Annotated in this window: 11 protein-coding genes; 8 read left to right on the top strand and 3 right to left on the bottom strand. The window is 50.5% G+C overall.

The annotated features are described in order from the left end of the window. The 3 genes from NEV57_RS11740 (at position 1) to dusB (ending at position 3,063) form a co-directional block, all read left to right on the top strand. Positions 1 to 630 carry an anthranilate synthase component II gene (locus tag NEV57_RS11740; RefSeq protein ID WP_257658519.1) on the top strand — a complete coding sequence of 210 codons (630 nt, stop codon included), beginning with the start codon at positions 1 to 3 and terminating at the stop codon, positions 628 to 630. A gap of 1 nt (position 631) precedes the next feature. After that, positions 632 to 1,420 carry an indole-3-glycerol phosphate synthase TrpC gene (gene trpC, locus NEV57_RS11735; protein ID WP_257658518.1) on the top strand — a complete coding sequence of 263 codons (789 nt, stop codon included), beginning with the start codon at positions 632 to 634 and terminating at the stop codon, positions 1,418 to 1,420. 650 nt (positions 1,421 to 2,070) lie between these two features. Beyond that, complete coding sequence (dusB, locus tag NEV57_RS11730; protein WP_257658517.1) at positions 2,071 to 3,063, top strand: tRNA dihydrouridine synthase DusB; 993 nt, start codon at positions 2,071 to 2,073, stop codon at positions 3,061 to 3,063. Between the two features lie 30 nt (positions 3,064 to 3,093). Here dusB and NEV57_RS11725 read toward each other — a convergent pair whose 3' ends face one another. Together NEV57_RS11725 and NEV57_RS11720 are read right to left on the bottom strand one after the other, a co-directional pair. Continuing rightward, complete coding sequence (locus NEV57_RS11725; protein ID WP_257658516.1) at positions 3,094 to 4,590, bottom strand: lipopolysaccharide biosynthesis protein; 1,497 nt, start codon at positions 4,588 to 4,590, stop codon at positions 3,094 to 3,096. A gap of 19 nt (positions 4,591 to 4,609) precedes the next feature. After that, positions 4,610 to 4,903, bottom strand: coding sequence for an acylphosphatase (locus tag NEV57_RS11720; RefSeq protein ID WP_307876435.1), 294 nt, complete (start codon positions 4,901 to 4,903; stop codon positions 4,610 to 4,612). Positions 4,904 to 5,066: 163 nt separating this feature from the next. On the opposite strand from NEV57_RS11720, the gene NEV57_RS11715 reads away from it, so the two are divergent. Beyond that, positions 5,067 to 6,164 (top strand): mechanosensitive ion channel family protein, encoded by a 1,098-nt coding sequence (locus tag NEV57_RS11715; RefSeq protein WP_257658515.1) that lies wholly within the window; start codon positions 5,067 to 5,069, stop codon positions 6,162 to 6,164. Positions 6,165 to 6,212: 48 nt separating this feature from the next. On the opposite strand, the gene NEV57_RS11710 is transcribed toward NEV57_RS11715, so the two are convergent. After that, positions 6,213 to 6,806, bottom strand: a complete 594-nt coding sequence (locus NEV57_RS11710) for a hypothetical protein (protein ID WP_257658514.1) — start codon at positions 6,804 to 6,806, stop codon at positions 6,213 to 6,215. Positions 6,807 to 7,065: 259 nt separating this feature from the next. Here NEV57_RS11710 and NEV57_RS11705 point away from each other — a divergent pair, with 259 nt between their 5' ends. The 4 genes from NEV57_RS11705 (at position 7,066) to NEV57_RS11690 (ending at position 14,090) form a co-directional block, all read left to right on the top strand. After that, on the top strand, positions 7,066 to 7,641 hold the full coding sequence (locus NEV57_RS11705; protein WP_257658513.1) for a helix-turn-helix domain-containing protein: 576 nt from the start codon (positions 7,066 to 7,068) through the stop codon (positions 7,639 to 7,641). Positions 7,642 to 7,738: 97 nt separating this feature from the next. Beyond that, a complete protein-coding gene (gene pbfA, locus NEV57_RS11700; protein WP_257658512.1) occupies positions 7,739 to 9,109 on the top strand; it encodes a (R)-1-hydroxy-2-aminoethylphosphonate ammonia-lyase in 1,371 nt (456 codons plus the stop codon). A gap of 179 nt (positions 9,110 to 9,288) precedes the next feature. Beyond that, positions 9,289 to 12,600, top strand: a complete 3,312-nt coding sequence (locus NEV57_RS11695; protein WP_257658511.1) for a SusC/RagA family TonB-linked outer membrane protein — start codon at positions 9,289 to 9,291, stop codon at positions 12,598 to 12,600. Between the two features lie 26 nt (positions 12,601 to 12,626). After that, on the top strand, positions 12,627 to 14,090 hold the full coding sequence (locus NEV57_RS11690; RefSeq protein WP_257658510.1) for a SusD/RagB family nutrient-binding outer membrane lipoprotein: 1,464 nt from the start codon (positions 12,627 to 12,629) through the stop codon (positions 14,088 to 14,090). Position 14,091: the final 1 nt, after the last annotated feature.

Raw genomic sequence — 14,091 nt, 5'->3', positions numbered from 1 at the left:
ATGGAAAACCCACAACAATCCTCGCCCAGGATATTGGTTATAGATAACTATGATTCATTTACATTCAATCTTGTACACCTGCTGCATGAGTGCGGGTACGATGCCACGGTATGGCGGAATGATAAATTTGAATTGAAGGACGTGGCCGGATTCGATAAGATTCTGCTGTCTCCGGGCCCGGGCATCCCAAAGGAAGCAGGGCTGCTGATGGATGTAATCCGCGAATATGGTGACTCCAAAAGTATTCTTGGCATTTGCCTCGGCCAACAGGCCATTGCCGAAGTATATGGGGGTCAGTTATATAACCTGGCTAAGCCGGTACATGGTACGGCGACCCCGTTACTGATTACCGATCCGGATGAACCCATATTCCGGGGGTTACCGAACGAATTTCCCGCCGGGCGCTACCATTCCTGGGCAGTATCACGTGAAGGACTTCCCGATACACTTCGCATTACTGCGGAAGATAGCGAAGGTGTAATTATGGGACTTTCGCATAAAACACTGGATGTTAAAGGACTCCAGTTTCACCCCGAATCGGTGCTGACCGCCCATGGAAGGGAAATGATGGCCAACTGGCTGCAGGCCCAGGCCACAGATCACGGATCATCCACCACAGATCACAAGTAAAATGACTATACTGGATAAAATTATTGCGAGAAAGCACGTTGAAGTAGCACAGGCAAAAGCTGCAGTGCCGCTTTCGGACCTGGAACGCCAGCCATTGTTCGACCGGACATGCCACGTACTGCGGACGTCGATACTGGATGCCACAAAAACCGGGATCATTGCAGAGTATAAACGGGCGTCACCCTCGAAGGGCATAATCAATGATCGGGCTACCGTAAATGATGTCGTTTCGGGCTATCAACAGGCCGGAGCATCAGCGGTTTCCGTCCTTACCGATGCCGACTTTTTCCGTGGGAGCCTCGATGATTTAATGGCGGCTCGCGCAGCCCTCCAGATACCGCTGCTTCGAAAGGAATTCATCATTGATACCTATCAGATTACAGAAGCAAAGGCATACGGTGCGGATATTGTGCTATTGATCGCTGCAGTACTTTCCCCGGAACAGGTGAGAACCCTATCGGAGTTTGCAAAATCACTGGGATTGAATGTGTTATTGGAAGTGCATGACCGTGATGAGCTCGAGCGCAGCATGGTAGACAGTGTCGACGCTATTGGCGTGAATAACCGGAACCTGAAAGATTTTTCGGTATCCATCGCGCATTCCCTCGAACTCGTATCCCTGATTCCCGACCGGTTTATCAAGGTCTCCGAAAGCGGAATCAGCAACCCGGCTACCATCATATCGTTGCGCGAAGCCGGTTTCCAGGGATTCCTGATCGGGGAGAATTTTATGAGGACCGAAGATCCGGCGCAGGCGATACAGGAATTTGTGGAAACCCTCGCCGGGTAGGTGTTACTTTATTCGTACAATTTTATTTTCAGCGGCACTCATGCTGCTGCGCGGTTTTCTTGATAAAAAAGTAACCAAAAAATCAAGGCTGTGCGGGATGTCTTGCAGTTGATTGCAGGGCATTCACAGCGCATCCCGGAGCCGTTCCGCTTCGCTCCACTTTTACGGCCTGCTTGGTAGCGGCTACCCGAACGCGGGTGCAAAACACCCTGCTGCTCACTGCTGCGGCATCCCACAAGGCCCGCTTACCTACCGCGCAGGGCCATGGCCAAACACGCAGCCCATGCTATCAGCTAACATCTTATTCGCTGTTACGGAATAGGATGGTATAAACAGCCAACCCTGACAAAAAAAGGAAAGGAAAACCGGTGCAAGAAAGAATAGAACAGGTAAACGGAGAAGGGGAGCACGAACCGTTGTGCTGCTTAAAATGCCGCATGGGAGATCTTGCGGCTTGCAGTGGGATGCACTACCGCTGTAGCAAGAGATCCAAGCGGCGAGTTTTTTTGTTACTTTTTTTGCGGAAAAAAAAGTAAGGCTGTGTCGCGATGAGCAACGGAAAGCCTTACGCGCAACGACAATGAAGGCCCTCAACGAATGAAGAACTATAAATTTCGTATCTTTGCACCCGCATAGCATTGGTTAACAACATGTCCATCAAGATTGGAAACATCGACTTAGGCAAATTTCCCCTTCTGCTCGCCCCCATGGAGGACGTGAGCGATCCGCCATTTCGCCTGGTTTGCAAGCAAAACGGGGTGGACATGATGTACACCGAATTCATTTCCTCCGAAGGACTCATCCGCGCGGCAGCGAAGAGCCGTCAGAAGCTGGATATCTTTGAATACGAGCGCCCGATCGGTATCCAGATTTTCGGCAGTGATATTGAAACGATGCGTGAAGCCACCGAAATTGCTTCGCAGGCCAACCCTGATCTGATTGATATTAACTACGGCTGCCCGGTAAAGAATGTAGCCTGCCGAGGCGCAGGGGCCAGCCTGCTGCGCGATATCGATAAGATGACCGCCATGACCAAAGCTGTCGTATCGGCTACCCACCTTCCCGTGACCGTAAAGACGAGGCTGGGCTGGGACGATAATTCCAAAAACGTGTATGAAGTGGCCGAGCGCCTGCAGGATGTCGGTATCCAGGCGCTGAGTATACATGGACGTACCCGTGCGCAGCTGTATAAGGGTCAGGCCGACTGGCAACTGATCCGTGATATTAAACGTAATCCGCGTATCCGTATCCCGATCTTCGGAAATGGCGATGTGGATAGTGTGGATAAAGCGGCCGCGTGGCGCATGGAATACGAGGTGGATGGCATTATGATCGGCCGTGCAGCCATCGGTTACCCTTGGATCTTCCGGGAAATCAGGCACTTTTTTGAAACAGGTGAATACTTACCCGGGCCCACCATTGCCGAACGGGTGGCGGTCTGCCGGACACACCTGGAGAAATCCGTGGAATGGAAGGGCGAGAAGACGGGGATATTTGAAATGCGACGGCACTATGCCAGCTATTTTAAAGGCATTCCGCATGTTAAAGAATACCGGATGAAACTGGTATCGCTAACGGCCCTTGCCGATATCCATGGTGTACTCGACGAAATCAGTGAGCAATTCGAGCTGGAAGTAGCCTAGCCGCCCCTTTCCGCTTACCCATTACACTACTTACTTTTTTAATAATACGCGTAAATTCTTCCATTCTACAAGGAATGTCGCGCCAGCAAACGCGATAAACAGCAGGTTGCCGGTAATGATACTGCGGTCAAAAACGACGAATGCCAGCCAACAGACTACTACGCCAATGCCGATATAACTGAGGTTTTTCCCCACACGGTAGGGTATTGGATAGCGCCGGTTGCCCCAGAGGTACGATAACACCACCATGCTGCCGTAAGCCGCCAGTGTAGTCCACGCGGAAGCGACATAGCTGTACTGTGGAATAAACAGGTAATTCAACACCAGTGTGATGACCGCCCCAATGCCGGAGATATATAGGCCGAAACGAGTCTGGTCGGATAGTTTATACCAGATTGATAAATTCATGTAGACACCCAAAAACACGTAATTGAGCAACAGAACCGGGATAATCGGCAGGCCCGACCAGTATTCGGCCTGCTCAGCCGGGCTTCCGCCACGGATAAAGTTTTTGAGTAATTCGATATTCACGGTTATGCCGGTCATCACCAACACCATCGCAATAACAAAGTAATCCATGATCAGCGCATAGGTTTGCCGGGCATTTTTGCTCTTGGCGTGGCTGAAGAAAAAGGGCTCGGCCCCCAGGCGGAAGGCCTGTACAAAAATGCTTAAAAAGATGGCAATTTTGCTTACGGCCCCGTAAATCCCCAGGTCGCGGCTACCGGCGTCCCCCGGAATTAATTTGGGGATCAATAGCTTATCGATGTGCTCGTTAATGATAAATGAAATGTTGGCGATCAATACCGGGAAACTGTAGGTAAGCATATCCACCACAAGTTTACGCTCAAGACGTAGCCGGATCTTCAGCAGCTCGGGCAGCAGCAGTATCAGGGTTACCAGGCTGGCTATCAGATTGGAAATAAAGACATAACCCAGCCACTCCTGCCGGTACCAGCTGCTGAAATAGGTAGCCAGTGCCGGGTAAGCCTGCATCAGTTGGGGGATGACCACAATAAAACCCAGTGTGCACCCCACAAACGTAAGGATATTGAGCAGCTTCAACAGCGCAAAACGTATCGGCCGTCCTTCGGCCCGCAGGCGGGCAAAAGGGATTACCGCAAGGGCGTCCGCGACCAGAATCAGGGCGAAGTAAGTCACGTAGCGGCGGTAATCGGCATCGTAAACGCCATTATTGAGCCAAGTGGATATGCCGGATGCAAATAAAGAAATCATGCCAAGGAACAGCACGGAAATGAAACAGATCACGATGAAACTGTTATTGAATACCCGACCCTTGTCGCCCTCGTATTTCTGCAGGTAGCGGAAATACGTGGTCTCCATCCCGAAAGCCAGCACGGCATTCAGCATGGCCGCCCAGCTATACATGTTTGTGAATATGCCGTATACCGCCGCCGGGAATTTGCGTACAAAGAGCGGGGTAAGGACAAAGTTGAGTAACCGTGCAACAACGGTGCTTAGTCCATAAATGGCAGTTTGGCCGGCAAATTTTCTAAGTACAGACAAGTTTTACGCGTTAAGGGAGCTAACGGGATTTCCTAATAACTTCAAAGTTACGATAGTTTTTCACATCGCCGGCACGGCAAACGACGTTTTCTACGACTGCCCGATCGGGACCTTCACGGCACCATTCCAAAAAAGCATCCAGCGCGAAATCATCCCCTTCCGCTTCCAGGTAAACGGTACCGTCCGGTTCATTGCATGCAATGCCCTTCACACCCAGCTGGTCGGCCACTGCCTTGGTAGAAAGCCGGAAATAGACACCCTGTACTTTTCCGGAGACGGTAATATCAATGTGTTTAATGCTGCTGCCTGTCATATCGCCGGGTCTTACAAAAACTTCTCCAAAACGCGCATTGCTAAGGACAAAGGTATTACTTTAAACCACGCACGGCATTCAAAAGTCAATTTTAATCCAACAATTTTTTTTATAACTTGTTAGCCTATAACACGTCGGTCAACTACCTTGGATCAATACATTTATGGAACAAATTTTCTTTGGCAATACCCTAAAATCTTACCTCATCGTGGCCGGCGTTATCGTCGCTGGCCTGCTTGTTATCCGGATATTCAAATACGTCTTCCTAAGCTGGTTACGGCGAAAAGTCGCGGGAACGGCCAGTACGTTGGACGACTTTCTGATTCAGGGGCTCAGTACTGCTTTTTTGCCCTTGCTGTATTATGGAGTATTCTACTATGCGCTCAATCTGCTCGAATTGCCGCCGTGGCTCAACCGGGCGCTGGATGTTGCGGGAATGTTTCTGTGGACGTTTCTGATTACCCGTCTGATCATTTTCACAATACGTTATTTTCTGCAGAACTACCTGGAGAAGCGAGGACAGCACACGGCAATCACACAGCTTCGGGGTATCACGCTGATTGTATCGATTGTCATCTGGAGCCTGGCGATTCTCTTTTTTATCAATAACCTTGGGTATAACGTTGCGACGATCCTGACCGGCCTTGGTATCGGCGGCATCGCGATAGCCCTGGCTACGCAGACGATCCTGGCCGACCTCTTCAATTACTTTGTCCTTTTTTTCGATCGCCCTTTCGAGGTCGGTGATTTCATTGTGGTGGAAGATAAAAGCGGTACTGTCGAAGCCATCGGCATCAAAACCACCCGGGTCAGGGCATTAACAGGTGAGCAGCTCATCTTCTCTAACACGGACCTTACCAATTCGCGGCTGCATAATTTTAAGCGGATGCAGCGCCGGCGGGTGGTATTTACCATTGGAGTCACATACAGTACACCAAAGGAAAAGCTGGAAAAAATTCCGCAGATTATCCAGGAGGCCATTACACAGCAGGCCGATACCTTATTTGACCGGGCTCATTTCAAATCATTGGGTGATTTCAGCCTGATTTTTGAATCGGTTTATTTCGTGCTTACCGATAACTACAACCGGTATATGGATATTCAGCAGGCCATCAACCTGTATCTGTATGATACCTTTAACCGGGAGCGGATAGAATTTGCATTTCCCACCCAAAGCATGATCGTACAGAAAAGTCCGGATGACGTTACGGACCCGAATGACAAATCCGGCGACGACAGATTGCCGAGCGACGACAATTAATATTGCAAACAGCCGCCCAATAGGACAGCTGTTTACATGGCAGCACGCTTATTTGTGCATCGCCATCGGTGTACCGGCACCGGTATCCAGGGACTGGGCGCGCCGGATGTCTTGTATAAAACGTTGCTCTACAGCTTCCAAAAGTGGGCGTGTTTCTGCATTAATCGCGTCGGAATACTTCTTTTTTGACTGCTCAAAAAGCCGCTTTTCCGTTTCGAGACGGGCTTGTAATAAATCCTGCAGCCGGACGATTTCCTTTTTTTCCAAAGCATCCCTGCGGGCGTGTTTTTTGGCATATCGGGCGGCGATTTTTGCTATTGCCTGCTCGCTTTCGGTTACCCGGATGCCTTTCTCAATGTCGTTTTTGTATCCCTGTATGAGGTGGGCCTGCTCACGATCGAGTTCGGCGTGGCTGCCCTCGGTGTTCGCAATGCGTTCCAACCCCAGTTCATACTGTTGCCAGAGCAGCTCAATGTTCCGCTGGTGGAAACTGAGCTGTTGTTTAAAAGCATCCACCTGTTGTACCGGATCTTTCGGGTCTTTGCTGTATACTGCTTCAATTGTGGCCAAGGGTGATGAAAATGCAGCGTTATTTCCGGTGATTGCTACACCAATCAATGCACTTAATACGAGAAATTTCATGACAGTTAAATTTTAATGTTTGCGATTTATTTCCTGTTTTGTTGTAAGAAATGGACGTGGGACAGCAATAAATGTTGCATCGGTTTCCGTGAAAATAGACCAACAGCCATTGACAGTCGACCAAAAGGAAACACATTAGACCAACGGTGATTATTGACCGGTGAATGACCATCGTTTTTGAACCAAGCCTCCCAATCCGTTGAAACCGCAGAAAATGATAATGATAAAAGATATCTTTATCCCCGATAACAGGAACTTTATGAAAGAAGACATTCTTATCCAAATCGGCAATCAAATCAGGGAGCGGCGGAAAAATAAGGGAATTACCGTGCAGGAGCTGGCCGATCGGGCATCCGTAAGTAAAGGACTTATTTCGCAGATTGAAAATAGCCGGGCCATTCCTTCATTGATGGTATTGATTGAAATTATCCGGGCACTGGATGTCGATCTGAATATTTTTTTCAAAGAGATCGACACGGAAAAGAATGGGCGGACAATTTTGGTAAAGCGCCGCGATGAGTATTACTACTTTGAGAAAGAGCAGGCGCTCGGATTCCGCTATCATCGGATATTCACCAAAAACATAGAAAAATCTACCGTCGACATCGTGTTGCTCGAGCTGGAAATTGATGCCAACCGACCGATGGTTGAAACCGAAGCCTTTGAATACAAATATATTTTATCCGGCGAGATTGAATATCAATTCGAACAGGAAGTTGTGCGGTTAAAGGCCGGCGATTCCATGTTGTTTGATGGGCGGATACCACATACTCCCAAAAATATCGGCGGAGAAAAAGCCATGGTTCTGGTAATCTATTTTTTCGAAGGAGCCTGACCCGCAGATATTAATGATTCCTTAATCTTTTGGATGGAATGCCTTAATAAACTTTGTTTAGTATTGCTTAACATTTTTAATGTAAGCATACTGAACAATGGAAGGCCGGATTAATCATTTACATGCCGAAGGCGACCTGAACACAACGGACCGCCGCCAGCGCTGGAACGATGGACTCGACGAAGTAACCAGACAGGTACTCGACCGTGATACCGCCGGGTTTCTGCATCAGGCACTTTCTACGCCCTGCCTGGATGTTGTGACGGCAAGCCGGGGCGTCGGCTTTACTAGCCTCGCCGGAAAAACATACGTCGATTTCCACGGCAATAGCGTGCATCAGCTGGGTTATCAAAACCCCTATATCGTCGATCGGGTGAAAATCCAGCTGGACCAGCTTGCCTTTTCTCCCCGCCGGTTTACCAATCTTCCGGCTATTGAGCTGGCCGAACGGCTGGCGTCATTAACCGACAATCGCCTTACTCAGGTATTGTATGCGCCGGGCGGCACCTCGGCCGTTAGTATGGCCCTGAAGCTGGCCCGTATAGCCACCGGGAAATTCAAAACAATATCCATGTATGATTCCTTTCACGGCGCGTCAATGGACAGCATTTCCGTGGGTGGCGAGCAGGTTTTCCAGCAGGGATTGGGACCATTATTGGCGGGAAGCGTGCATGTCCCGCCGGTTGACGGGTATCGGGGCATGTGGCGGCGGTCGGATGAACCCTGGGATGCCGGCTATGCAGACTACATAGAATATGTCATGGAAAAGGAGGGGGATGTCGGCGCATTACTGGTCGAAACGATCCGCAGCACCACCGTCCACTTACCGACGAAAACATACTGGCAGCGTATCCGGCAAATCTGCGATAAACACGGGGCACTCTTAATCCTGGATGAAATACCCATTGCTTTTGGACGTACCGGCTCCATGTTCGCCTATGAACATTATGGTATCGTGCCTGACATCCTGTTATTGGGAAAGGGACTCGGTGCAGGTATTATACCGATGGCGGCCATGCTTTGCAAAGCCGCTTTGAATGTAGCCGGACAGGTATCCCTTGGGCATTTTACCCATGAGAAAAGTCCCCTTGGTGCCGCTGCGGCATTGGCAGCGCTGGATTACCTGGCAGAATATGACGTATTATCCCATGTGAAACAGATGGAAGTGCATATGCGCGACCGGTTGCTCGGTATGCAGCGGCGCTATCCGGCCATCGGCGACGTTCGTGGAATCGGTCTGCTATGGGGGATAGAACTGGTAAGCGACAGGCAGACCAAAACACCTGACCCCGGGCTCACCGAACGGGTATTATACCGTTGTCTTGAAAACGGGTTAAGCCTGAAAGTGGCCGGCGGAAATGTGCTGGCACTTTATCCGCCACTCATCATCCGGGCGAGCGAGCTCGACGACGCATTGGACATCCTGGATGAAGCGCTTGCATATAGCATAAATAGCCCATCAACCTAATTCATGTGGCCAGCAATAATTAGCTAACGGTAAAAAGGAGGTAAGAACATCGATCAGCCCAGTACCCCTAGACAAGAAACCAAAACAAACCATGCAACCCACCGGATTCGCATCGTCCAAAATCCAAATCTGGCGGTTGCATAGTCGAATTTAAATCAATTGGCAACAATAATATGAAAATGCATCGAAAATTACTCATCAATGTCATCAGAAATACCGGCCGGATATGGTTCATTCTGGTTACCTTCTGTGCCAACATGGCCATAGCCGGTTACCAAACAACAGAAGTTTCAGGTACGGTAACCGACAGGAATGGGGCACCGCTGGAAGGCGTTACCGTTAATGTAAAAAATACCAACCGGACTACCGTTACCAATGCCGAAGGCCACTATCAGCTTCGCATCATGGCTAACGATGAAATCGTGGTCGTCAGCGCCATTGGCTATCAAACACAGGAGTTCCCGGTAAACGGACGGCAGCAACTTAATGTAACGCTGTCGGAAGATGTCCGCGGACTCGAAGAAGTTGTCGTAACGGCGCTGGGTATTTCCCGGCAGTCGAAATCGCTCGGCTACGCCGCCCAGGAAGTAAAGGGCGAGGAGCTGACGGAGGTGCGCACGTCAAATTTTGTAGATGGGCTCGCCGGCAAGGTTGCTGGTGTTACGATCGTCGGCAGCCCCTCGGGAGTCGGCGGATCATCCCGGATTACCATTCGGGGCGATAAATCGTTAAACATCAACGCCAACCAACCCCTGTTTGTAATTGATGGCGTACCCATCACAAACGACCTGTTCGGTTCTTCCGGCCGGGAATTTCAGGAGGCCGACTATGGTAATGGAGCCGGACTGATTAATCCCGACGACATCGCATCCGTATCGGTATTGAAGGGGGCAAATGCATCGGCACTCTACGGTTCCCGAGCAGCCAATGGGGTGGTGTTGATCACCACGAAGTCGGGTCGCGGGCAGCAGGGTATCGGCATCAGTGTAAATTCCAGCGCTACGTTTGAAAGCCCCCTGGTATTGCCTGAATTTCAAAACCGGTATGGCCAGGGAATGAACGGCGAGTTTAGTTTTGAGGATGGTGCCGGCGCCGGATTGAATGATGGTGTGGATGAAAGCTGGGGCCCACTGCTTGATGGCCGGCCGATTAACCAGTTCGACTCACCCACAACAAACGGATTCCGCGGGGGTGACATCAACCTGGTGGACGACGGCCGGATCGGTAGCGCTGCCGATCTGGCGGCAAGGGGCGACATCATCGCCACACCCTGGATTGCCAGGCCGGACAACATCAAAAATTTCTTCGAGACGGGCGCAACATACATTAATAACGTAGCGCTTTCAGGAGCTCATGAAAAGGGAGATTTCCGGGTTTCATACACCAATTTTGACCAAAAAGGAATTGTACCGAACACGGACCTGAAGCGGAATACGTTTTCAATCAACGGCGGCTACAATTTTACGGATCGGCTGGATGTACGTGTTTCGGCCAACTATGTGAAAAGTAACAGTGATAACCGGCCAAACCTAAGCTACGGTACCGAAAACATCATCTACTTGCTTTATGGCTGGCTGGGACGGCAGGTCGACCTGGCGCCTAAAAAAAGCCTTTGGATGCCCGGCATGGAAAACGTCCAGCAATTCAATTCAAATTACAATTACCACGATAACCCTTATTTTAACTTACTGGTTAACACCAATAGCCTGAACGATAACCGGCTGTTCGGCAATATCACCCTGAATTATAAGTTTACTGACTGGTTAAAGGCTTTTGCGCGTATCGGAACCGACTATACCGATCAAACGCGTGATAGGCGGCGGGCATTCAGCACACAGCGTTTCCCCTTTGGCAGCTATCGCGAAGCAAGGCTGACGAATGAGGAACGAAACATGGACTTCCTGCTTACCTTTTCCAAGCCGATCGGCAGCGACATTAACCTATCGGTCAATGCCGGCGGAAGCCAGCGCAGCGTAAAAGGCACCACCCTGGATGTCAGCGCTCCGCAGCTCATTATTCCCGGTATATTCTCCCTGGGGAATTCGCGGGTGTCACTGGTTTCCCAGCAATCGAGCATCGCCAAAAAAGTAAACAGTATATACGGCTCGGCGCAGATAGACTATAAAGACTTCCTTTTCCTGGAATTGACCGCCCGGAACGATTGGGCCAGCTCGCTCACCGTTCCCCTCGGCATTACGGCCGCGGCCACCTCCACCAACTCCTATTTCTATCCGTCGGCATCACTGAGCTTTGTGCTGAACGGGGTCGTTAATCTGCCCGACTGGCTGTCCTATGCCAAACTTCGGACGGGATTTGCCCAGGTGGGTAATGATACGGATCCATACTCTTTTGCCCAGCCATTCAATACGCTTGATCCCTACGGTGCTTACCGTGCATTTTCGGAATCCGGCCGGTTGCCTAACTTCAATCTCAAGCCCGAAATCAGTGATTCCTACGAAGTAGGTGCCGAACTCCGCCTGTTGGACAGCCGGATCAACCTGGATTTCACTTACTACAACATTACCACACGCAATCAGATCCTGACCAACGTACCGTTAACCGCCTCCAGCGGATATACCAGCATGGTACTTAACGCCGGAGAAATCCGGAACTGGGGATATGAGGCTATGCTAAGCGCTATTCCCGTAAAGTCGGCATCCGGCTTCCAATGGGACTTGGCCTTCAATTTTTCAGCTAATCGGGGCAAAGTGCTTGAACTGGCTCCTGATGCAGGAATCAGTAACTACGTGATGGCCGATCGTTACATTACCGTTGAAGCCCGGGAAGGAGAGCGGATGGGCAATATGTATGGGCTGGCATTTCAACGGGTAACCGATGCCAGCAGTCCCTACTACGGCCAGGTTATTTACAACAATGAAGGCAAGCCACAGCCAACCGCCAATGTGGTCAGTCTGGGGAACTACAATCCCGACTGGTTATTGGGCATACGCAATAACTTCAGCTGGAAGGGCATCCAGGTAGGTGCGCTATTTGACATCCGGTACGGCGGCGAAGTGTATTCACATACCCAGGTGATCGGACGGGAAACGGGTGCGCTCATTGAAACCCTCGAGGGGCGGGCAAATGGATACGACATCAGTTTGCCTGAAAACGGGGTGATTGGTTCCGGCGTTGTGCAAAACGAAGATGGATCTTATTCTCCCAACGCGGTGAAGCTGCCGGCGCGGGAATGGCATACCTCCTACACCCTGGGAAGAAGCCTGCTGGAAGGAGCCATTTTTGATGCGTCATACATCAAGCTGCGTGAGCTGCGTGTGGGCTATACGCTGCCGGCTAAAGTGCTTGGCCACCTGCCGCTCCGGGATGTGCGCCTCTCTGTCATCGGCCGCAACCTGGCCGTTTGGTCCGACGTGCCACACATCGACCCCGAAACCGCTTCCATGAGCGGCGGAACGGTGATCCCCGGTGTTGAATCGATGGCACTGCCCTCCACGAAAAGCTGGGGGCTGAACCTAAGCTTTAAGTTATAAACCGCTATCAGGCTAATATGAAAAATATGAAACGGAAAAGCATCATACTGATGATCACTGCCTGCTTAATTTCGGCAGTATCATGTGATAAAGATTTCGAAAACATTAACGACGATCCTTATGCCATATTGGAAGTAACTCCCGACCTGCTGCTCCCCACTGTTATCCGGGGATCGGTAAACCAGGTGGTTAATGAAGGGTGGTCACTGGGAAACATCGTTGTGCAGCATACGGCAAAAATCCAGTTTGTGAATGAGGACCGATACATCTGGGGCGACCGCTCCGGCATCTGGAATACGATGTATGGTAATCTCCGGGATGTATATAACCTCAACAAACTAAGTGAAGCATCATCTTTTAATAACTACAAAGGCATTGCGCTGGTTATGAAAGCGTGGATTTTCTCGGTGCTGACCGATACGTATGGCGACGTGCCATATACAGAGGCAATCCGCGGTAAAACAGATGGCATCCACCAGCCGGTGTATGACCCGCAGGAACAGATTTATACAGGTATTCTTGCCGACTTGAATACGGCAAACGAATTGCTGGGCTCAACAGATGAAGCCATTAATGGGGATATTCTTTTCGGGGGTGATGTAATGGCATGGCGGAAACTGGCCAACTCCCTGCAGCTGCGGTACCTGATGCGCATTTCCAATAGGCGGGATGTGACAGCCGACTTCAACCGGATTCTCGGCGACCCCGGGCAATACCCGATTTTTGAAAGCAATGCCGATAACGCCACGCTGGAATACCTGCCCGATGCACCCAATCAGTTTCCGCTGCATACCGCGCGTGTCGGGTCGTTCGACGAATTCAGGCTCAGCAAAAACCTCGGAGACAAATTACTGGCTTTTGAAGACCCCCGGATTGCCGTATTTGCCCGCCCTACCGCCGCAAGCGCCGGTACCGCCAATCCGGAATATGTTGGCGTCCCCAATGGGTTAAGCGATGTGGATGCACTCGGGTATAACGGAGGTGTACAAAATGTATCACGTATTGGCTCCCTGTATTTTGAAGATGCCATTACCAGCCGCGGAAGAAATGTTGCCAAAGGATACCTCATGGCCTATCCCGAGTTGCAGTTTATTCTCGCGGAGGCAGCGCATAAAGGAATCATTGCCGGTGATGCAAAAACTTACTATGACCAGGGAGTAAGCGCGGCATTTGCATATTTCGATACCGAGATGCCGGCTGATTATCTATCCCGGCCAGGCGTCGCATTTCAAACCGCGGAGGCACTGTCCCTCATCGGCACCCAGAAATGGATCGCGCTGTTCTTCTCCGGTCTGGAGGCATGGTTTGACTGGCGGAGAACGAACTATCCCGAAATCACCGCCGGCCCATCCAACCAGAATAACGACCGGGTTCCCGTTCGGTTCACGTATCCGTTGTCTGAACAGTCGCACAATGCAGCAAACCGAAATGCCGCCGTGGAAAGGCAGGGGGCAGATGACATGAACACCACTGTATGGTGGGATAATTAAT

It is taken from the genome of Parapedobacter lycopersici, from assembly GCF_024643285.1.
Taxonomy (GTDB): Bacteria; Bacteroidota; Bacteroidia; order Sphingobacteriales; family Sphingobacteriaceae; genus Parapedobacter; species Parapedobacter lycopersici.
The sequence above is the reverse complement of the archived record's forward strand: the minus strand, read 5'-3'. Positions and strand labels throughout refer to the sequence as shown.

Bases quoted from the DNA above. Each gene is read 5' to 3' on its own strand.
- NEV57_RS11740 (WP_257658519.1), top strand. From the start codon at position 1: ATGGAAAACCCACAACAATCCTCGCCCAGGATATTGGTTATAGATAAC.
- trpC (WP_257658518.1), top strand. From the start codon at position 632: ATGACTATACTGGATAAAATTATTGCGAGAAAGCACGTTGAAGTAGCA.
- dusB (WP_257658517.1), top strand. From the start codon at position 2,071: ATGTCCATCAAGATTGGAAACATCGACTTAGGCAAATTTCCCCTTCTG.
- NEV57_RS11720 (WP_307876435.1), bottom strand. From the start codon at position 4,903: ATGACAGGCAGCAGCATTAAACACATTGATATTACCGTCTCCGGAAAA.
- NEV57_RS11715 (WP_257658515.1), top strand. From the start codon at position 5,067: ATGGAACAAATTTTCTTTGGCAATACCCTAAAATCTTACCTCATCGTG.
- NEV57_RS11710 (WP_257658514.1), bottom strand. From the start codon at position 6,806: ATGAAATTTCTCGTATTAAGTGCATTGATTGGTGTAGCAATCACCGGA.
- NEV57_RS11705 (WP_257658513.1), top strand. From the start codon at position 7,066: ATGAAAGAAGACATTCTTATCCAAATCGGCAATCAAATCAGGGAGCGG.
- pbfA (WP_257658512.1), top strand. From the start codon at position 7,739: ATGGAAGGCCGGATTAATCATTTACATGCCGAAGGCGACCTGAACACA.
- NEV57_RS11695 (WP_257658511.1), top strand. From the start codon at position 9,289: ATGCATCGAAAATTACTCATCAATGTCATCAGAAATACCGGCCGGATA.
- NEV57_RS11690 (WP_257658510.1), top strand. From the start codon at position 12,627: ATGAAACGGAAAAGCATCATACTGATGATCACTGCCTGCTTAATTTCG.